Below are 19,253 nucleotides of genomic sequence, written 5' to 3'. Positions count from 1 at the left end.
GCGTTTAGTTCGATCGAACGAACTGCGCAAGCCGCACGCTCAGGCGTCGAGTGTTTCTCGTGCGCGTTCGGCGATACGCGCGCCGACCGGATTCGAAAACGTCATGCTGTCGTCGACCGATCCAAACCTCAGCGCCAACACGTCGAGCGCGTAATTCTGGTTGAGCCGCCACGGCTTCTTGGTGCCCTGTTTGGGCAGCCGATCCGCGGCGCGCTGGATATAGCCCGACGAGAAATTGACGAACGGTTCGATTTCCATCGTCGGATCGTCGTTATGCGGGGTCGCCTGTCGCATCCCGCGGCGCTTCATCGTGTTGAGGAGACGGCAGACATAGGTCGCGACCAGATCCGCCTTTAGCGTCCACGAGGCGTTGGTGTAGCCGAACGTGTAGGTGAGGTTCGGCACGTCGGAGAACATCATCCCCTTATATTGCAGCGCCTGCGACAGATCGACGGGCGCGCCGTCGATCGAGAATTCGACCCCGCTCATCAACTGAAGATCCAGGCCGGTCGCCGTCACGATCAGGTCGGCGGGGATCGTCTGCCCCGACAGCAGTCTGATCCCTTCGGGGACGAACCGATCGATCGTGTCGGTGACGATGGTCGCGGTTCCCGCGTTGATCGCATCGAACAGGTCAGCGTCGGGGACGAGGCACAAGCGCTGGTCCCACGGGTTGTAGCGCGGCGTAAAATGCGTCGCAATGTCGTAATCGGGGCTGAGATGCTCGCGCACCATGCCCAGCAACCGCTCCTTGGTGCGTTCGGGCTTCTTGCGCGCCATGTTGTAGAAGAACATTCCGAACAACACATTCTTCCACCGCGTGATGCCATAGGCGAGCTTGTCGGGGAGCTTGGATCGCAGCCAGTTAGCGACCTTATCCTCGCCCGGCCGCGAGACGACATAGGTTGGCGAGCGTTGGAGCATCGTCACCTGCGCCCCACCCTTCGCCAATTCGGGCACCAGTGTCACCGCGGTCGCACCGCTGCCGATGACGACGACGCGCTTGCCCGCGTAATCCAGGTCTTCGGGCCAGAACTGGGGATGGACGATCCGCCCGGCGAAATCCTCGAGCCCGCTGAATTCGGGGGTGTGGCCTTTCGCGTAATTATAATAGCCCGAACACATCGTCAGGAAATTGCAAGTGAACGCGACCCGCTCGCCATCGCCATCGGTAGCGGTCACCGTCCAGCGCGCTTCTGCGGTCGACCACGACGCGGTCTTGACGTGGTGACCGTAGCGGATGTGGCGGTCGATCCCATAGGCCTTCGCGGTTTCGTTGACATAGTCGCGGATCGAGGGGCCGTCGGCGATCGACTTGGCGCGGGTCCACGGATGAAACGCGAAGCCGAGCGTGTGCATGTCCGAATCGGATCGGATCCCGGGATAGCGGAACAGGTCCCACGTCCCCCCCATCGCGTCGCGGCCTTCGAGGATGACGTAGCTTCGCTCGGGGCATTTATCCTGGAGATGATACCCGGTGCCGATGCCCGAAATCCCGGCGCCCACCACCACCACGTCGAAATGCTCGGCCACGTCGCTCTCCTTGGTGCAACCTGTTTCGATCGGTTGCTAAAACGAACCTATCATAGCCGATCTCAATAGTCTTTCGAATAGCGCAGGCTGGCGCTCGATCCGCCAAACGAGCTGGTCGACGACAACAGGCTAAGCGCCTTCGTCAGCGCGATCTCGATCTGCGTCGCGGTCATCCCCTTGGCGTCGGTGATGATCTCGACATAGATGTCGTCGGTCAGATATTTGCCCGCTGCCAGGCTGGTACCGCGCCCCGTGGCCTGATCGGCGCCGAGAATGCGGAGGCGATCGAATCCGGTCGCCGAGCGCAGCTTGCCGAGTGGGTTGAGCCCCCCGCCCGACCCGCGCAGCGAATTGAGCGCGGCGGCAAGCTGGATCGCCTCGGTCGCGGACAGGTTCGATGGGTCGGTCCCGAACAACAAGCGGCTGAGCACCTCGTCCTGCGGCAGCGTCGGGGTCGAGGTGAACGCGATCTGCGGTCGCTGGCCGGTGCCGGTGATGACGATGGTGGCGGTAATGCCGCCCGTCGTGGTCGATGCCTGGATGTTGATGTCGGGATCGGTCAATGCTCCGCCGCGGAAACGGATCGTTCCACGAGTGACCTCGAACCGCTTGCCCGCGAACGAATACGTGCCGCGCACCAGGTCGAGCCCACCAGTAATCACCGGCGCGGTCGCAGTGCCGCCGATCTTGAGGTCCATGCCCCATTCCGATTCGAGTCCCATGCCCGACACGAACAGCTGGTCTTCGGCGCGCACGCGCAGGTCGAGATTGATGACGCTGACCGGCTTCGCGACCGGGCGATCGGTGGGCCGCGCGATCCGGATTTCGCTCTTGCGGCGGACCCCAGTCAATTCTGCCACCTCGGCCTGACCCTGGCGGATGATCTCATAGCGCGCGTTCGGGATAACGAGGTCACCCTGGATCAGCGCGCCGTTCTTGCCGTTGGTCAGGTGGATCGTCCCGCTCGTGGTCGCCGACAGCGCGTCGCTCTTGGCGAGTTGGGCATGGTCGAGCTTGGCGGTGACATCGACCGGGAACCCGCTGTCCGCCGCCAGCCCGACGCTACCCTGCGCCTGAACGGTGCCGTCGCCGGCGCGCGCGGTCAGCGAATTGAGCACCAGACGATCGTTGGTGAACCGCGCCGCGATTTTCATCTGGCTGAGGCGGGTCCCATAGGTTTCGTTGTCATAGGTCAGATTGTCGGCCCGGATCAGCCCGGTGAGCTGCGGCGCGGATACCCGGCCCGAGAAATCCGCCGCGACCGCGATCGGCCCCGACAATTGCTGGTTGGGCAAGGCCGCAAGGCTGAACAGCGTCGCCGACGGCCCATTATAGCGGATGCCGCCCGACAGTGGCGCGTTCAGCAGCCGCGTCGTCCATGATCCCGCGCCCGGCGGCAACGGGGTCAGGTTCGCGACCAGCCGCCCGACCGTCGTCGTGCCACGCTTGACCAGCGCGCGCGCCTGGCCGCCATCGGGTAGCAGCTTGCCGACGAAGTTGACGTCAACCGCTTCGGACACCGCGGCGAGCCCGGTGCGGCGGAAATCCTTGATCTTCAGCCGCGCGTCGGCATTGGGAATCGCCGACCCGGCTTGGCGATAGTCGAGGCTGCCCGTGGTTTGTCCCGACAGCCCGAGCCCCGGCGAGAAGGCCGACAGGATCGACAGGTCGAACTTGTCGAGCCGCACCTGCGCCGCGGTGACGCCGCCGCCGTAGGAGCCCGCGACCCGCGCCGACCCCGCGTTCGATCCGGTCCCGAAGTCGAGCCGCGTCGGCAGCAGCTGATACCCGCCCCCCTTCGCGGTGATTCGCGCAGGGTTGGCGGTGCGGAAATTGATCCCGTTCGCCTGGCCCTGCGCCGCAACCAGATAATCGTTCGGCGACAGCTTCGCGTTGATCGCGACGCGCAGCGGCACGCCCGACGATCCGGTCAGCAGCGCCTGCGCGGTGCCGTGCCCGCCGACATAGTTTACCTTCGCACGTGCGGTCTGGATCACCAGGCTGTTGTAGCGGGTGTCGGCGAGTTGGATATCGGCGACCACCTGCGGTGCGCTCGGTATCAACACGACGCTGGCATCGACGATCGCACGCCCGATCGTGAAATCGGCATAGCCCGGCACGGTCGCGTTATACGCGCGCGCCTTGACGTCGGCGCGCTGGTAGCCGCCCTGGTTGGCGAGCGCGACACTGCCGTTGATCCCGCGACCCGCGAACTGCAGCGCGCCCGCGAACGGCCCCGCCGCGGTCTGGACGATCCGCCCGTTCGCGGTGATCCCCGCAAACAGCAGCTTGCGGACATCGACCGTCAATTGCGCGCCCGGCGTCACCAGCGCGTCGGCGCTGAACGGACCATAGTCGGTCCCGCCGGTCGCGTTGACCGCGTAGGAGCCGCCCCGCCCGACGATCCGCGCGGTGAGGTCGACCAGCCCGATTCCGACTCCCGGCCGCGCCGCGTGGAGCACCACGACGGGGGCGGTCGCGGTCCCGGTGACGCGCGCGGTCAATGGGCCATAGAGGGTCGAGTACGCCTCGGCGTCAACCAGCACGCTACCGGTCGCCGGATCGAACCGGCCTTCACCGCGGGTGACGCGGAACAGCGGCGCGTTGAGCCGCAGGTTGCGGAAGGTGACGATGCCGTCAGGGCTGTAGCCGATGTCCGACCGCACGACCGCGTTGCCGCCCAGGAAATTGCGCGCGCCGCTGTTGAACAGCTTTTTGGTGGTCGCGACGACGTGCCCGGTGATCCCGAACCCGCCATTCTTCCCCGGCACCAGCTTGGCGTCGGTCTGAAGGTCGATGATCCCGATACTGTCGATCCGGTAGTTGTTGACCCGTCCCTTCAGCGCGCCGGTGTAGCGGCCGGTCGCGGTGTTCGCGACGACGATCGCGGTCGCATCGATCTTGTCCGAACGGATGCGCAGATTATCCGACAGGATGTTCGGCATCGAGATCGCGAAATCGCCGTTGATGATGACGTTGTTGGCGAGCCCGCCGACCGCGGCGTTGAGTCCGGTCACCCGGCGCGCCCGCGCGTTGACCGGCACCAGGATGCGGTCGCTGTTCACCCGCGCCAGTCCCTCGGCGTAGAGGTTGTCGACCCCCATCGTGCCGAACCCAAGATGCGCGGCGCGGATTTTGTAATCGACCGTCGGGGTCGCGAACGCACCGTTGAGAACGATGCGCGCCAGCACGTCGCGACCGTTCACGTTGGGCGCAATCGCGCCGGGGGTCAGCAGCTTCGCATCGACCGCGAAATTGCCGAACTGGTTGTTGGCGAGATCGATCAACCCACCCGCGTCGACCATCAACGCCGACGAACGCAACTTGATCCGGGTATCGGCCTTGCGTTGCTCCAGCGTCGTGTCGATCGCGACTTCGAGCCGCGGCGAGGTCAGCCGTTCGACCGGCCCCGCCAGATAAAGGCCCGGACGCGTATAGCCGCGAATTTCGATATGCCCGTCGCGCGCGGTGACGCCCAGATCGGCGAGCGACTGCCCGCCGAGCGTTGCCAGCGCCTTGCCCGACCAGGATTTCCAGCTGCCCTGGCCATCGAAGCTCGCGGTCAACGGCGCTTTCAGCGAAGCCATCGATCCCAGCACGCCGCCCACCGGCGCGAACACGCGCGCCTTGATGTTCAGCTTATTCTGGTCGGGTACCGCATCGAGGATCAGCTTCAGCGTATCGCCGCCCGATACCCCCGCCCCGCGCAGCGCCTCGGCATCGGTGACGAGTTGCGCGCGCCGGTCGGCGATGTGGACCGAACCATCGATCCGGATGATGTGCTTCTGCCCCGTCACCGGCGCTTCGAGCACCAGTCGACCGACGTGCAGCTTGGTCACGTCGATGTCGAGATCGGGGAGCAGCGGGGCGTTGGGATCGCTCGGCTGCGCAATCAGTTGCGGGCGACGCTGCAGGGTGACGAGGTCGGTCGACAGCGACCGGACATCGACATGATTCTTCGTGAATGCGAACGGTCGCCAGTCGACCGCCATCTTCGGGCTGGTCAGGAACACGCCCTTGGGATCCGACACGCGCACGTCGCTCAACACCATCGCGCCGTACAGCGATCCGTCGATCCGCCCGACCGTGATGGTGAGGCCCGATGCGGTCTTGTAGCCGCCGATCTGGTTGGCGACGAAGCGCCGCCCCGGATCGGTGTTGATACCGAACAACACCACCGCCGCGAGCACCAGCAGTGCCAGGATCGCAATGCCGATCCATTTGACGATGCGCTGCCACAGCGGCCGTCGCACGATCACAATGTTTTCGGGCGGCGCTTCGGGCATCGCGTCGGCCATCAGAATGCCTGACCGATGCCGATGTAGAGCGCGACGCGGCTATCGCCTGGGCGCTTGTTGAGCGGGGTCGCGATGTCGACCCGCAGCGGCCCGAAATTGGTATAGAATCGCCCGCCGATGCCCGCGCCGAACCTCAGGTCGCTGCCCTTCGGAATGCTCGATTCATAGCTGTTGCCCGCATCGACGAACGGCACGATTCCAAAATCGCCGAACCGATAGCGCGCTTCGAGCGCGAATTCGTTGAGCGACCGCCCGCCGACCGGATCGCCGTTGGGATCGAACGGCCCCAATCGCTGATAGCCATAGCCGCGCACCGATCCGCCGCCGCCGCCGTAATAGCGCCGCGATGGCGCCAGATCGTCGCGTGCGATGCCCTGGATCGATCCGGCCCGCGCCCGTCCCGCGAACACCAGGCTCGGCGACAGCCTGTAGTAATAGGTGCCTTCGATCATCGTGCGCACATAGGGATGGACCCCGCCCGACACCGACGCTTCTGGGCTGACATTCAGCTTCAGCCGATAGCCCTTGGTCGGGTTGAGCAGGCTGTCGGACCGGTCGAACTCGATCTGCCCCGGTACCGCGACGATCCCGTAATTCCTGCGCCGCCGCTCGCCCGCCGCGAAATCATAGACCGTCTCGTTGGTACCGACGAGTTCGCCGCCATAATAGTAGGTGAACTTCTTCTGCCAAATCGGCGTCGAATCATAGCTCCAGCGCGCGGACAACGTGCCGGTGAAGGCATTGAACGCGTCGAAGTTCGAATGATTGGCCGATGCTAGCGCGGTGAAGGTCCGGTCGCGCCGCCCGGCGTTGGAGCGCCGGAACGTGCCCGACAGACCCTGTTCGTTGGTACCCGCGACGATCGTCCCGATCAGCGCGCCCTCGGGCGGGAACAGGTTGCGGTGGGTCCACGACCCTTCCAGCTTGATTCCCTGCCCCGTCGAGTAGCCCCCCTGCCCTGCGAGCGTCCGTGCCGGCCCTTTGACCTGCCGGACCAGCAAATCGACCTGCTCAGTGCCGTCGGGGCCGGGGCGCCCGGTCCGCTGCGGCTCGACCGAGACGCTGGAGAACAGCCCCGTCGCCACCAGCGCTTCGCGCACATCATCGGTCAGCCGCGCATCGTACAGGTCGCCCTGATCGAACCGCGGAAAAACGTTGAGGTGTTCGACCCCGAACACCGGATCGCCGGTCGTCACCAACTGCCCGAACGTCGATCGCGGCCCGGTGTCGACGGGCAGCGTGTACGCTCCCGTCGCCCTGGCCGACACATCGTCGAGCAAAATATCGCGATCACCGACCTTGACGAACGGGTAGCCTTGTTGCGGCAGCACCAGCGCGACGTTCGCTTCCGCGCCCTGGATCCGCGCCGCCTCGATCGGGTCGCCGACTCGGAGCGGCAGGTTGTGGGTGACAAGGTTAGCGGGAACGACCGGATCGGCCTTCACCGTGATCGACGACAGCGTGTAGAGCGGCCCCGGCGTCGCGCTGACCGTTGCCTTGATCCGTCCACCATCCCCGGGTTCGGCTTCGATCGTCGAAATCGCGGTGCCGTCGTAATAGCCCAGGCTCTTCATCAGCCGGACCGCGAGCGCCTCGTCCTCCTTGGCGCGCGCCTGGACCTGGGTCGCGTTCGCCGCCTTGCCGCCGCCATCCTTCAGCGCCGACAGCGAATTGAACTGCGAATCCAACCCCAGGTCTTCGAGCCCGACCAGCGTCGTATCGTAACGGATCTGGGGAAGATCCTTGTCCTTGACGTCCGTTGCGGATTGAAGCGGCTGCGTATCGAAACTGCCGATCGGGGTCAGCGGCGCGGTAAGCTCGGGATTCTCCGCCGCCGCGGCGGGCAGCGCGTCGCCGGTGATCGGCGGAATTGTCGTGGCCTGGGCGGCGGGCGCAGCCGCCTCGACCGGCATCGCCTCCAGCGGTGCGTTGATGTCGTCCGACAGCGGAGGCAGCGCGGCGTCGAAGTCGGATTCGGGGATGATCGGCTTGTTCGGGTCGGGCTGCGCCTGCTCGGTATCACTTGCGCTGGGGGTCGGCGTGGCAGCCGGCTTCGGCGAATCCGGCCCTTTCCCAGGCGCGCTCCCCGGCTGGGCGATCTGCGCGGCGGCGGGAGAGGCGGCGACCAGCGCCATCGCAAGCCAGTATGAACGACCCGTCGAAACTCTCACACGAACGCTTGCCCTTCTTCAGGAACTGCCGCGTTTCGACACTCCCCCATCGCTGCCGGTAACACGACCCTAGCACGCGCGTTCCCCTCCCGCAGCCAAAAATATAGTTATTGTTCCGATTGATCGGGATCAAAACGTTCGCTGGGAACCACGCTCGATCGAAATTCGTATAACGCTGATGCCGATTTCCACCTCCCCGTTGTTCCCGTGGACCCATTGGGCCGACGGCGAACACCAAGCCTTGCTGCACGCGCATGTCGCCGAAGCCGCCTTCCCCTGCGTCGGTGCCAAGGCTGCGTTGGCGCGCGGCACGCTCGACGTCATGGCCGCGGATCGCATCGACAGCGCCTGGGACGATCTGCGGATCCATGATTCGCTATTGACGTTTACCGCTGCGTATCGCGCCGAACCGACGTTGTTCCGCAGCTTCGCGGTCGTGTTCGACGGCCCCGACGATCTCGACGAGGCGGGATTCGAAGGGTGTCTGTGGCAACGGATTCAGTCGCTATCCGACAAGGACGTGTGGCGCGGTCAACCCTATGACGACCGCGTCAGCCACGATCCCGACAGCCCGCATTTTTCGCTGAGCTTCGGCGGCGAAGGGTTTTTCGTCGTCGGGCTGCACCCCCAGGCCAGCCGCCCCGCGCGCCGCTTCGCCAAGCCGACGCTGGTCTTCAATCTCCACGACCAGTTCGAGCGCCTCCGCGCCGATGGCCGGTATGAACCGATGCGCGAAACGATCCTCGCGCGCGACGAACGATATGCCGGGTCGCGCAACCCGATGCTCGCGCGGCACGGGACGGTCAGCGAAGCACGGCAGTATAGCGGCCGGGTCGTCGACACCGAATGGCGCTGCCCGTTCGATTATACCGGCGAAAATGGGTGAACGGTGTCAGCGTCATTCCGGAACGCAGCGGCACCGCGTTTCGTGTCGCCCGCGGTCAACGATTGACGGTGATCGATCCGCGCGGCCAGCAGGTTGCGGATTTGCTCGCCTTCAACGCGGACGACATGGCAGAGGTGATCTCGTCGGGGCGGACGCTCGATTATGCCGAGACGATCCGCCTCACGACCGGGCATATCCTCTATTCGAACCGATCGCAGCCGATGCTCGAGATCGTCGAGGACAGCGTCGGACGCCATGACTTCCTGCTGACTCCGTGCAGTTACGACACCTTCCACCATTTCTATCCGGATCTGCCGCCTCACCGCGGGTGTTTCGGCAACCTCGCGGCGGCACTGGAGCCCTATGGCGTGACTCCCGACGCGATCCCGATCGCGTTCAACTGTTTCATGAACGTGCCGATCGACCCGGACACCGGCAAGCTCTCAGTGCTGCCGCCGACTAGCAAGGCGGGCGACCGGATCGTGTTTCGCGCCGCGATCGATTTGGTGATCGGCCTCACCGCCTGTTCCGCGCCAGCCTCGAACGGCGGCAGTTTCAAGCCGATCCATTATCGCATCGATTGACGCGTCACGATTACCGCTTAAATTTTCAGCTGGCGCTCGATCGAGGACGCGGCGGCCTTGCCGTAAGGCGGTTTCAACCCGGCGAGCTTGGCGACGTCGAACTTGGCTTGTTTGTACACCGCCTTGGCATGGCTGAACGTCCTGAAGCCGTCGTGTCCGTGATAGGAGCCCATCCCAGACGGGCCGATTCCGCCGAACGGCAAATCCTCCATCGAGACATGGAAGACCACATCGTTCAGCGTGACGCCGCCCGAAATCGTCCGATCGAGCACCTTGCGCCGTTCGTCGCCATCGCCGCCGAAATAATACAGCCCCAGCGGCCGATCCCGCCGATTCACCTGCGCGATCGCGTCGTCGATCCCGTGATATTTCATGATCGGCAGGATCGGCCCGAAGATTTCCTCCTGCATCAGCGTCATGTCGTCGGTCACGTCGCGGACGATGTGGAGCGGCATCTTGCGCGCGTTCGAAGCCGCGAAATCCTCCCCCGCCGGGTTCACCGTCTCGATCGTCGCACCCTTGGCCTGTGCGTCGTCGAGCCAGTCTTGCAAGCGCTGGTGATGCCGATCGTTGATGATCGCAGTATAATCGGGGTTGGCGAGCAGCGTCGGATACATCGCGCTGGCTGCTGCCTTGAGCCCTTCGACGACGCGCGGCTCATCCGCCGCCGGGGTCAGTACGTAATCGGGCGCCAGGCAGATTTGCCCGGCATTCAGCATCTTGCCGAGCGCGACCCGCTCGGTCGTTCGCGTCAGGTCGGCATCCTTGCCGACGATCACCGGCGATTTGCCGCCTAGTTCCAGCGTCACCGGCGTCAAACTGTCTGCGGCGGCGTGGAGGATATGCCGACCGATCCCGGTCGCGCCGGTGAAGATCAAGTGATCGAACGGCAATTCGGCGAACGCCTTGCCGACCTCCGGCCCGCCCGACACGAACGCCAGTTCCTCCGCCGCGAAATACGCGCCGACGATCTCCTCGAACAGCGCCGCGGTGGCGGGCGTGAACTCGCTGGTCTTCACCATCGCGCGATTGCCCGCCGCGAAAATCCCTGCGAGCGGCGACATCACCAAATTCACCGGAAAATTCCAGGGCGCGATCACCCCCACCACGCCTTTGGGCTGATATTCGACCCACGCCCGCGCGCCGAGCAAGCCCAGCGGAAACTGAACCTTCCGTTTGTCGCGTCTGGCCCAGCGCTCGACATGCTTCAGCGCGTGCGCGATCGGCGCGACCGATCCGGCGATGTCGGTCAGCATCGACTGGGCGGGGCTGCGATGCCCGAAATCCTCCGACAGCGCATCACAGAACCGCGCCGCATGATCCTTGATCATCGCCGCCGCACGCTTCAGCCGATCCTTGCGGATATCGAGTCCGACCGGCAGTTCGGCCATGAACGCGCCGCGCTGTGCCGCCAGTATCGCCGTCATCGTCATGTCGTGCACCCCACCAGCCCCGCGACCGGCGCGATGATCGTGTCACGCCCGGCCCGGTCGACCTGGAGTGACGCCTCGGGCACCTGCGCGCCCAATGCCAGATTCTCGCGCGGGACGATCGTCATCTCTAACCGCGCGGTAATCCCGTCGGCGGCGTAGCTCGTGGTCGCACCGAACCCCAGCCCGGCCGCGCCCTGCTGCGCCGATCGTGCCAGATCGACCGTCTTGCCGTCGATCGACAGCCGCAACATCGCCGGATCGGCGACCGCCATCGCGACCAGCGCGCGATCGGTCGTGCTCCACAGAAAGGCAGCACAGCCGGTCTTGGGCAACGACTGCGTGCCGATCGCGCCGAGCAGCGGGGGAATGTTGGCCACCACCGGTGGCGTGGTCTGCGCGAGCATGGCGGCAAGGAGGATCACGATCATGACCCCAATCCTATCATGGCGAGCCAGGCCGGGTAAGCCGCGATTGCGAGCAGCGCGCCCAGCGGCAGCGCGGTGTCGCGTGCGACGGGTTTGCCGCGCACCCGATCGACCAGGACCAGCGCCAGCCCGACCAGGCTCGCGATCAGCAGCACCGCTGGCAGCAGTTGCCAGCCGAGCCACAGCCCGATCGCAGCGAACAGCTTGGGATCACCACCCCCCATGCCGTCGCGGCCACGGATCGATCGATATGCGAGCGCGATCAGCCACAACGACGCGAAGCCCGCCGCGCCGCCGATCAGCCGATCGACCACCATGGGATGAACTCCGATCGCGCCGGTTAGCACCCCCGCCAATGCCAATGGCACGGTCAGGCGATCGGGCAGCCACAAGGCTTCGACATCGAGCGCGGCGAGCGCGAGCAGCATCCACCCGAAACCAGCCCCCGCGATCGCGACCGGACCAGCGACCGCGATCCCCGCCGCAGCGCCGATCGCCAGCGCGGTGAGCTCGATCTGCCCATGCCGCGGGTCGATCCGCGCGCCGCACGTCCGACACCGCCCCCGCAGCACTGCCGCGCTCAATAGCGGCACCAGATCGCGCGGCGCCAGCGTCCGGTCGCAGGCATCGCACCGCGACCGCCCGCGCAACACCGATTGCCCCTGCGGCCAACGGATGACCAGCGCGGCCACGAAGCTCCCGACGATTACGCCCAGCACCGCGAGGCCAATCGGCCAGGCGAGCGCGTCACACATTTTTTTTCCGGATCAGGTAGCGGTACACCCCCAGGATGTTGATCGCGAACAACACGACGTTCTGCGTGCCGAGTGCCGCGTCCTTTGACAGCAGCGAGCCCGCCATCCACGCGATCGACGATGCGACGAAGATGACGAACCCCCAGCCGGTCGTCTTTCGCCCGTAATCCACCGCCACCATCAACGCCGCGATCGTGCCAGACACAGCGGCAAACCATTTGATCGCGGTCGTGATGCTTTCCATGCCCACCGCCCTAGTCGCGCCGCGACGCTTTGCAATGGCGCGCGCTCAACCCATATCGGGTTCGACATTCCTCTCCCGGAGCACCCCATCCATGAACACCGATCCCGTCGTCATCCTGTCCTACGCCCGCACCCCGATCGGGTCGTTCCAAGGCAGCCTTGCCGGCGCGTCGGCCACTGAACTGGGAGCAGCGGCGGTGAAGGGCGCGGTCGATCGCGCGAGAGTCGATGGCAGCGACATCGACCGGATCTACATGGGCTGCGTGCTGCCCGCCGGGCTCGGTCAGGCTCCGGCGCGCCAGGCCGCGATCAAGGCCGGGCTGCCGATTTCGGTCGAGGCCACGACGGTCAACAAGATGTGCGGCAGCGGGATGCAGGCCGCGATCATGGGCGCCGAGGCGCTCGCCGCGGGGTCGGTCGACCTGCTCGTCGCGGGCGGGATGGAGAGCATGACCAACGCCCCATACCTCCTCGCCAAACATCGCGCAGGCGCGCGGATCGGGCATGACCGGATCATCGATTCGATGTTCCTTGACGGGCTCGAAGACGCCTACGAACCGGGCAAGGCGATGGGCGTGTTCGCCGAAGAGACCGCGCAGGAGTATCAGTTTACCCGCGGCGCACAGGACGATTATGCGGTCACTTCGCTGACCAGGGCGCAGGCGGCGCAGCGGTCGGGCGGGTTCGATCGCGAAATCGTCGCGGTCGAGGTGAAGGGCCGCAAGGGCGTCACCATCGTCGACCAGGACGAACAACCGCTGAAAGGCGACATCGCGAAGATTCCGACGTTGAAGGCGGCGTTCGCGAAGGAAGGTACGATCACCGCCGCCAACGCCTCGTCAATTTCGGATGGTGCGGCGGCGCTGGTGATGACGCGCGAATCGGTCGCGACGGCGAAGGGGCTTACTCCGATCGCGCGGGTCGTAGCTTCGGCAGCCCACGCGCACGAGCCTTCGAAGTTCACCACCGCACCCGTCGACGCGATCAACAAGGTGCTCGACCGGGCGGGCTGGTCGGTCGGCGACGTCGACCTGTTCGAGGTCAACGAGGCGTTCGCGTGCGTGTCGATGATCGCGATGCGCGACCTCGGGATCGATCACGCCAAGGTCAACGTCAACGGCGGCGCGACCGCACTCGGCCACCCGATCGGGGCGTCGGGCGCGCGGATCGTCGCGACGCTAATCGCCGCACTCCAGAACCGCGGGCTTAAAAAGGGCGTCGCGAGCCTGTGCATCGGCGGCGGGGAAGCCACCGCGATGGCGATCGAATTGATCGACTGATCGCCTGGGGTCAGGGCAGGCTTTCGCCCGGGTCGACGCCCCACAAGCCGCCGATCTCGACGAAGCCCGCCTGCCCCTTCACATCGAACCGACACCAGCCGCGCTCGCATTCGTTGATCCGGCCCACCACCCCCGGAGCCGCGCGCCACAACAGCCGCGCACCGGGCTGGGGGCGCTCGCGCAGGTCGATCGGTTGAGCACCGGTGACGATCGCGGTGCGCGCCTCGCTGAGCAGATTGGCCTGCATCCACCCAGCCGTGCCGTCGGGATCCTCGAGCTTGCGCCATTCCTTGAACACCGCGACGATCCTGATCGGCAATCCCGCGCGCTGGTACAGCCAGCTGGCGGGATAGGTCCGCGCTGGCCCGGTCCGCATCCGCGCCCGGCCCGCGCTGATCGAGGCATAATAGGGTGGCGTCTTCTTGGGGTCGGCGGCATGCGCCGACATGTCGATGGCGAGCATCGCGAACAGAGCGGCGGTAATGGCGTAGCGACGCATGAATCCCCTTTCGCGTGACATGACGGCGGTGCGCGCCTGTGTCGCGGCACCGTGTAGCGGCGTCATGCGATGCTTCAACCTCCCGCGCGGCGTTGACGCGTCGGGATCGATCCCCCAAGTCGGTCGGCGATGCCGGATATGCGCGCCCATCCCCCGACCCGCGTCGCGAACCCCAAGGTCGTCGTGACGCGCGAACTGCCCGATGCGGTGATGGACCGGCTCGAGGCGCTGTTCGACGCCACCAACAACCGCGGCGATCAGGCGATGGACCGCGCTCAGCTCGCGGCGGCGATGGCCGATTGCGACGTGCTGGTGCCCACCGTCACCGACGACATCGACGCCGATCTGATCGCGCAGGCGGGCGACCGGCTGAAGCTGATCGCGAATTTCGGTGCGGGCGTGAACCATATCGACCTCAAGGCCGCACGCCAGCGCGGGATCATCGTCACCAACACGCCGGGCGTGCTAACCGAGGATACCGCCGACATGACGATGGCGCTGATCGTCTCGGTCCCGCGTCGCCTCGCCGAGGGCGAGAAGCTGGTCCGATCGGGGACATGGAACGGCTGGAGCCCCGGTGGGATGCTCGGCCACCGGATCGGCGGCAAGGCGCTCGGTATCGTCGGAATGGGACGGATCGGTCAGGCGGTGGCGCTGCGTGCGCGTGCGTTCGGCCTGTCGATCCATTACTACAACCGCCATCGCCTGCCCGCGGTGCTCGAAGCGCAACTCGCCGCGACCTGGCACGCGAACCTCGACGATCTCCTCGCCGCCGCCGACATCGTCACGATTCACACGCCGTTGAACCCCGACAGCCGCGACCTGATCGACCGCCGCCGGATCGCGCTGCTGCGCCCCCATGTCTATCTCATCAACGCCAGCCGCGGCGGCGTCGTCGACGAAGACGCGCTGGTCGACGCGCTCGAAGCGGGGCGCCTCGCGGGCGCGGGTCTCGACGTCTGGGAACACGAACCGCGCATCGACCCACGCCTCCTCGCCCAACCCAATGTGGTGATGACCCCGCATATGGGCTCGGCGACCTATGAAGGCCGGATCGCGACCGGCGAAAAGGTGATCCAGAACATCCGCATGTGGGCCGACGGCCACCGCCCGCCCGACCAGGTGCTGGAGGGTTGGGCCTAGGAGGTACGTGATATGCTCGATCGCTTCTTCACCCGGATCGCGAGTGGTATCGCCGGGTTTGCTGGCCAGCCTGCCGCCTTCGTCACCGCGGTCGGGCTGATTGTGCTGTGGGGCACGACCGGCCCGCTGTTCCACTATTCCGACACATGGCAGTTGGTTGTGAACACCGCGACGACGATCGTCACATTCCTCATGGTGTTCCTGATCCAGAATTCGACCAATCGCGACGCGGCAGCGATACAGGCCAAGCTCGATGAGCTGATCCGCGCGCTCGATGGTGCGCGCAACGGTTTCATCGGGATCGAGCACATGACCGATAAAAAACTCGAAAAGCTGCGCGCGTCGCTAGAGGCAGAATCCGGCTCAGACGTCGAAAGCATCAAGCGTACCGTCAATCTCCTCGAAGATCGACTTTAACGGCTGGCACAGCCTCGACGTCGGGACACTCAATTGCCCGGAGATCAATCCCCCGTCAAAATCCGATCGACGAGTTGTTTCACGGTGGGCACGAAGCCGTTCGAATAGAACGGGTCCCGCTTGAAATTGCTCGCCGAATGCCCGGCGAACATCAGGTTCTGCTCGATATCGCCGCCATGCGCGATGTCCTGCAGCGTCTTCTGGATGCAGAAGCTGCGCGGATCGGCGAGCCGTCCGGTCGAATTGGTATCGGTATCCGCCCAGCTTGAAAACGAACATTGCGACAGGCAGCCCATGCAGTCGGCCTGGTCCTTGCGAATGATCCCCTTCTCGGTCGGGGTCACGAATACCAGCGTGTTGTCGGGGGTCTTGAGCGCGTCCGTATAGCCCTCGCCAAACCACGTCCGCGCGCGCAACAGGTCGTTGCGCGTCACCCAGAAATTCTTGCCTTTCACCCCGACGTCGAGCTGAAAGACATGATCGCCTGCCTCCTGCGTCGAAAACGCGATTTGGCGTTCGGAGCGCGATTCCAGGTTGCGCAGGAACGGGTTCTTGACCGCGCTTGAATAGAATCCGGTCGGGGAGAAGCGGTGGAGCAGTACCTCGCCCTCGTCGATCTCGGTCAGTTTGTCCTTCCACCCTTGCGGGATCGGGCTTTCCTTCGTCAGCAGCGGGCGGGTGCCGTACTGGAACGCGATCGACCCGAGTTCGGGATTGTCGATCCAGTTGCTCCAGTCGCGCAGATACCAGACCCCGCCCGCCATCACGATCGGGGTGGTGTCGGGAATTCCGCCCTCTCGCATCACCTCGCGCAACTCCTTGACGCGCGGATACGGGTCTTGCGGCTTCAGCGGGTCTTCGGCGTTGGACAGGCCATTATGGCCACCCGCGAGCCAGGGGTCTTCATAGACTACCGCCGCCAGCCACTCCGCCGCCTTCGAATACGCCCGCTTCCATAACGCCCGGAATGCGCGCCCCGAGCTGATGATTGGCAGATAATGCACGCCGTACGACGCCGCGATTTCCGACAGTTTATACGGCATCCCCGCGCCGCAGGTGACGCCTGCCACCATGCCCCGGGTGCGGTCGAGGACGCCGTGGAGCACGCGTTGCGCGCCGCCCATTTCCCACAACACGTTGATGTTGATCGCGCCCTTGCCCCCCGCGATCTCGTACGCGCGCTTCACTTGCTGGACCGCGCCCTCTATCGCGTATTCGACAAGCTCCTCATGCCGTTCGCGCCGGGTTAGCGCGTGATAGACCTGGGGAATGATCTTGCCGTCGGGATCGTAGCTGTCGGCGTTGACTGCCGACACCGTCCCGATCCCGCCCGCCGCCGCCCATGCGCCCGCAGAGGCGTGGTTGGTCGCGGCGACGCCCTTGCCGCCTTCGACCAGCGGCCAGACCTCGCGGCCATTGTACAGGATCGGGGTCAGGCCTTTGAACACGGGAATGCGTACCTCTTCTTGGAAATGAACGAATTTCTATAACGGTTGGATGCGTCCATGCGAGGAAATACCGACTCAGGTTAGGCTGCCTGCCTTCCCCATCACCACCTCGTAGAGTGCGCGATAACGGACAATCATCTGCTTCTCGTCATAATCGGTCCGCGCCTTGGCCTGGTTGGCGGCACCGACCCGGCAGCGCAGATCGGCGTCGAGCAACAGCGGCTGGATCGCATCGCGCAGTCTGACCTCGCCGCCATGCTCCGCGATGAACGGCTGGTTTTCCACCGCCACCATCCGTGGGATGTCGCCGACCGGGGTCGACGCGATCGGCAGCCCCGCGGCCATCGCCTCGACCACCGAGATCGGGAATTGCTCGCTGCGCGACGACATCGCGAGCAGGTCGAACAGTCCGACGAACCGCTCCGGCCGGTCGAGAAAGCCCGGCATCACCAACCTGTCGGCGATTCCCATCGCCGCGGCGGCCTGCGCGATCCGCCCGCGCTCCGGCCCCTCGCCCACGATCACCAGCCTAAACCGCCCCGACAAGCCCCCCGCCGCGCGCACCAGCGTCGTCAGGTCCTTTACCTCGCGCAGCCCCGCCAGCGTGCCGATCACGACCTCCTTGCCGGTCTTGACGAACCCCGGGATGGCCTTGGGATCGGGCTTTGTTGCGTAGCGGGCGGTATCGATGCCGTTGGCGATGCGGTGGACACGCCCCGCGGGCTGTTTCCACTGCCGATGCGCGATGACCTCGAGCGTTTCGGATGGCACGACCAGCGCATCGGCGGCGGCCAGCGCGATCCGGCGATAGACGTTGCGTTGGACCTTCAAACCCCCCGCCTCGTCAGCGTTGAACCCATCCTCATGGTGAACCAGTGGCGGCGATCCCTTGGCGAACACCCGCCGCGCCATCACCCCGTCGATCGCGCCCCAATTATACGTCAGCACCAGGTCGAACCGGCGCATATAGGCCGCGATCGCCTCGTAGCGCGCAACCGATGGCCGCCCCGTCAACGGCGGCGGGTTCTGTGCGATCTCGTACGTAATGCCCGTCGCGATCGATTGCCGCGCCGACAGCGCGCCGGGGATGCTCGACACGATCGTGTGCCGCGCCTTGTCGCCAAATGCGTTCATCAGCCGGACCGCGCGCGCTTCCTTGCCGCCAAGGTCGAAGGTCGAATGGAGATGGAGGATATTGACCGGGCGCGCCATCTCAGGCCGCGACCCCCGCCAGCGCCTTCGCCAGCCAGCGGTCGATCGGCGCGTGGAGTTCGTCTTCGGTCAGCATCGGGGTGTGGCCGACACCCTCGACCGTCACCAGTTCGACATCGTCGATCGCGGCGGTCATCCGCTCGGCGACCGCGGCGGATAACACGTCGGATCGCCCGCCGCGAACGATCAGCGTCGGCACCGCGCGCAGCGACGACAGCGCCCGCCACATGTCGGGGCCTGCTTCGTTGCCCGGCACGCGAAACGGCTCGGCGATCTTCATGTCGTAATCGAGCACGATCCGCCCCGCCCCATTGAGCCGATAGAGCCGCTTGGCCATCGCCAGCCAGTCCGCGATATCCCAATCGGGATAGACGTCGGCGTTCGCCTCACCGACGCTCCGCGCCGCATGCATCCAGGTCGGGAAATTGCCGCCCCTGCCGACATAACTGCGGATCCGCGCGAGCCCAGCGGGATCGATCTCCGGCCCGACATCATTGAGCAGCGCCGCCACGATCCGCTCGCGCGCGGTCTCCGCCAACAACATCGTCACCACCCCGCCGAGCGACGTCCCCACCGCGACGTAACGGTCGACACCGATCTCCGCTAAGAGCGCCTCGATATCCTGCACATATGTCGACGGCGCATAGGACATCGGGTCTTTCGCATAGGCGCTTTCACCGCGACCGCGAAAATCGACCGCGATCACCCGCCACCGCCCCGCCAGCCGCGCCGCGAACCCGTCGAAGTCGCGCGCGTTACGGGTCAGCCCGGGCAGGCACAGGATCGGCGGGCGCATCTCGTCGCCGGGGCCATTGCCACCCGGATAGTCGCGATAATGGAGCCGCAACCCGTCGTTGGACGACCAATAGCGGTTTTCATAAGCTGCCACGTGTTGCGTCCCCGGCTATCCGGCCTCCATATCGCGG

The 19,253-nt window shown here is 65.6% G+C and carries 16 protein-coding genes; 5 read left to right on the top strand and 11 right to left on the bottom strand.

Annotated features, from left to right (window positions below; translation table 11 throughout):
- Nucleotides 1-39: 39 nt before the first annotated feature.
- The 3 genes from EAH84_RS08630 to EAH84_RS08620 all read right to left on the bottom strand — a co-directional run bounded on the left by EAH84_RS08630 (nucleotide 40) and on the right by EAH84_RS08620 (nucleotide 7,966).
- On the bottom strand, nucleotides 40-1,533 hold the full coding sequence (locus EAH84_RS08630; RefSeq protein WP_170209852.1) for a flavin-containing monooxygenase: 1,494 nt from the start codon (nucleotides 1,531-1,533) through the stop codon (nucleotides 40-42).
- Nucleotides 1,534-1,595: 62 nt separating this feature from the next.
- Nucleotides 1,596-5,831 carry a translocation/assembly module TamB domain-containing protein gene (locus tag EAH84_RS08625; protein ID WP_140870648.1) on the bottom strand — a complete coding sequence of 1,412 codons (4,236 nt, stop codon included), beginning with the start codon at nucleotides 5,829-5,831 and terminating at the stop codon, nucleotides 1,596-1,598.
- Complete coding sequence (locus tag EAH84_RS08620) at nucleotides 5,831-7,966, bottom strand: autotransporter assembly complex protein TamA (RefSeq protein WP_140870645.1); 2,136 nt, start codon at nucleotides 7,964-7,966, stop codon at nucleotides 5,831-5,833. Before EAH84_RS08620 ends, EAH84_RS08625 begins: the two co-directional genes overlap by 1 nt.
- Before the next feature lie 214 nt (nucleotides 7,967-8,180).
- Here EAH84_RS08620 and gntA point away from each other — a divergent pair, with 214 nt between their 5' ends.
- Both gntA and EAH84_RS08610 read left to right on the top strand, forming a co-directional pair.
- Nucleotides 8,181-8,888 (top strand): guanitoxin biosynthesis heme-dependent pre-guanitoxin N-hydroxylase GntA, encoded by a 708-nt coding sequence (gene gntA, locus EAH84_RS08615; RefSeq protein ID WP_140870642.1) that lies wholly within the window; start codon nucleotides 8,181-8,183, stop codon nucleotides 8,886-8,888.
- Nucleotides 8,849-9,472: a DUF1989 domain-containing protein gene (locus tag EAH84_RS08610; protein WP_140870640.1), complete on the top strand. Its 624-nt coding sequence runs from the start codon at nucleotides 8,849-8,851 to the stop codon at nucleotides 9,470-9,472. Before gntA ends, EAH84_RS08610 begins: the two co-directional genes overlap by 40 nt.
- 17 nt (nucleotides 9,473-9,489) lie before the next feature.
- Here EAH84_RS08610 and EAH84_RS08605 read toward each other — a convergent pair whose 3' ends face one another.
- The 4 genes from EAH84_RS08605 to EAH84_RS08590 are packed head-to-tail and all read right to left on the bottom strand — an operon-like array spanning nucleotide 9,490 to nucleotide 12,329.
- Nucleotides 9,490-10,905, bottom strand: a complete 1,416-nt coding sequence (locus tag EAH84_RS08605; protein WP_140870637.1) for a coniferyl aldehyde dehydrogenase — start codon at nucleotides 10,903-10,905, stop codon at nucleotides 9,490-9,492.
- On the bottom strand, nucleotides 10,902-11,333 hold the full coding sequence (locus tag EAH84_RS08600) for a hypothetical protein (RefSeq protein WP_140870634.1): 432 nt from the start codon (nucleotides 11,331-11,333) through the stop codon (nucleotides 10,902-10,904). Before EAH84_RS08600 ends, EAH84_RS08605 begins: the two co-directional genes overlap by 4 nt.
- Complete coding sequence (locus tag EAH84_RS08595) at nucleotides 11,330-12,085, bottom strand: prepilin peptidase (RefSeq protein WP_140870631.1); 756 nt, start codon at nucleotides 12,083-12,085, stop codon at nucleotides 11,330-11,332. Before EAH84_RS08595 ends, EAH84_RS08600 begins: the two co-directional genes overlap by 4 nt.
- A complete protein-coding gene (locus EAH84_RS08590; RefSeq protein ID WP_140870629.1) occupies nucleotides 12,078-12,329 on the bottom strand; it encodes a hypothetical protein in 252 nt (83 codons plus the stop codon). Before EAH84_RS08590 ends, EAH84_RS08595 begins: the two co-directional genes overlap by 8 nt.
- A gap of 91 nt (nucleotides 12,330-12,420) precedes the next feature.
- On the opposite strand from EAH84_RS08590, the gene EAH84_RS08585 reads away from it, so the two are divergent.
- Nucleotides 12,421-13,608: a thiolase family protein gene (locus tag EAH84_RS08585; RefSeq protein ID WP_140870626.1), complete on the top strand. Its 1,188-nt coding sequence runs from the start codon at nucleotides 12,421-12,423 to the stop codon at nucleotides 13,606-13,608.
- Nucleotides 13,609-13,618: 10 nt separating this feature from the next.
- Here EAH84_RS08585 and EAH84_RS08580 read toward each other — a convergent pair whose 3' ends face one another.
- Nucleotides 13,619-14,107: an SH3 domain-containing protein gene (locus tag EAH84_RS08580; RefSeq protein WP_241656518.1), complete on the bottom strand. Its 489-nt coding sequence runs from the start codon at nucleotides 14,105-14,107 to the stop codon at nucleotides 13,619-13,621.
- A gap of 129 nt (nucleotides 14,108-14,236) precedes the next feature.
- Here EAH84_RS08580 and EAH84_RS08575 point away from each other — a divergent pair, with 129 nt between their 5' ends.
- Both EAH84_RS08575 and EAH84_RS08570 read left to right on the top strand, forming a co-directional pair.
- Nucleotides 14,237-15,250 (top strand): 2-hydroxyacid dehydrogenase, encoded by a 1,014-nt coding sequence (locus tag EAH84_RS08575; protein WP_140870623.1) that lies wholly within the window; start codon nucleotides 14,237-14,239, stop codon nucleotides 15,248-15,250.
- A 12-nt stretch (nucleotides 15,251-15,262) separates the two neighbouring features.
- A complete protein-coding gene (locus EAH84_RS08570; RefSeq protein ID WP_140870621.1) occupies nucleotides 15,263-15,667 on the top strand; it encodes a low affinity iron permease family protein in 405 nt (134 codons plus the stop codon).
- A 44-nt stretch (nucleotides 15,668-15,711) separates the two neighbouring features.
- On the opposite strand, the gene EAH84_RS08565 is transcribed toward EAH84_RS08570, so the two are convergent.
- The 3 genes from EAH84_RS08565 to EAH84_RS08555 all read right to left on the bottom strand — a co-directional run bounded on the left by EAH84_RS08565 (nucleotide 15,712) and on the right by EAH84_RS08555 (nucleotide 19,216).
- Nucleotides 15,712-17,115 carry an NAD(P)H-dependent flavin oxidoreductase gene (locus EAH84_RS08565; RefSeq protein WP_140870618.1) on the bottom strand — a complete coding sequence of 468 codons (1,404 nt, stop codon included), beginning with the start codon at nucleotides 17,113-17,115 and terminating at the stop codon, nucleotides 15,712-15,714.
- Nucleotides 17,116-17,190: 75 nt separating this feature from the next.
- Nucleotides 17,191-18,327, bottom strand: a complete 1,137-nt coding sequence (locus EAH84_RS08560) for a glycosyltransferase family 4 protein (RefSeq protein ID WP_140870615.1) — start codon at nucleotides 18,325-18,327, stop codon at nucleotides 17,191-17,193.
- A gap of 1 nt (nucleotide 18,328) precedes the next feature.
- Nucleotides 18,329-19,216, bottom strand: a complete 888-nt coding sequence (locus tag EAH84_RS08555; RefSeq protein WP_140870613.1) for an alpha/beta fold hydrolase — start codon at nucleotides 19,214-19,216, stop codon at nucleotides 18,329-18,331.
- Between the last annotated feature and the right edge of the window lie 37 nt (nucleotides 19,217-19,253).

The organism is Sphingomonas oligophenolica, from assembly GCF_006438955.1.
In the GTDB taxonomy this organism is placed as follows: domain Bacteria; phylum Pseudomonadota; class Alphaproteobacteria; order Sphingomonadales; family Sphingomonadaceae; genus Sphingomonas; species Sphingomonas oligophenolica_A.
Note: the sequence above shows the minus strand (reverse complement) of the source record. Positions and strands in the feature narration are given on the sequence as shown.

Coding starts and splice junctions, on each gene's coding strand:
- EAH84_RS08625 (WP_140870648.1), bottom strand. CDS start 5,831: ATGGCCGACGCGATGCCCGAAGCGCCGCCCGAAAACATTGTGATCGTG.
- EAH84_RS08620 (WP_140870645.1), bottom strand. CDS start 7,966: ATGGCGCTGGTCGCCGCCTCTCCCGCCGCCGCGCAGATCGCCCAGCCG.
- gntA (WP_140870642.1), top strand. CDS start 8,181: ATGCCGATTTCCACCTCCCCGTTGTTCCCGTGGACCCATTGGGCCGAC.
- EAH84_RS08610 (WP_140870640.1), top strand. CDS start 8,849: ATGGCGCTGCCCGTTCGATTATACCGGCGAAAATGGGTGAACGGTGTC.
- EAH84_RS08605 (WP_140870637.1), bottom strand. CDS start 10,905: ATGACGATGACGGCGATACTGGCGGCACAGCGCGGCGCGTTCATGGCC.
- EAH84_RS08600 (WP_140870634.1), bottom strand. CDS start 11,333: ATGATCGTGATCCTCCTTGCCGCCATGCTCGCGCAGACCACGCCACCG.
- EAH84_RS08595 (WP_140870631.1), bottom strand. CDS start 12,085: ATGTGTGACGCGCTCGCCTGGCCGATTGGCCTCGCGGTGCTGGGCGTA.
- EAH84_RS08590 (WP_140870629.1), bottom strand. CDS start 12,329: ATGGAAAGCATCACGACCGCGATCAAATGGTTTGCCGCTGTGTCTGGC.
- EAH84_RS08585 (WP_140870626.1), top strand. CDS start 12,421: ATGAACACCGATCCCGTCGTCATCCTGTCCTACGCCCGCACCCCGATC.
- EAH84_RS08580 (WP_241656518.1), bottom strand. CDS start 14,107: ATGCGTCGCTACGCCATTACCGCCGCTCTGTTCGCGATGCTCGCCATC.
- EAH84_RS08575 (WP_140870623.1), top strand. CDS start 14,237: ATGCCGGATATGCGCGCCCATCCCCCGACCCGCGTCGCGAACCCCAAG.
- EAH84_RS08570 (WP_140870621.1), top strand. CDS start 15,263: ATGCTCGATCGCTTCTTCACCCGGATCGCGAGTGGTATCGCCGGGTTT.
- EAH84_RS08560 (WP_140870615.1), bottom strand. CDS start 18,327: ATGGCGCGCCCGGTCAATATCCTCCATCTCCATTCGACCTTCGACCTT.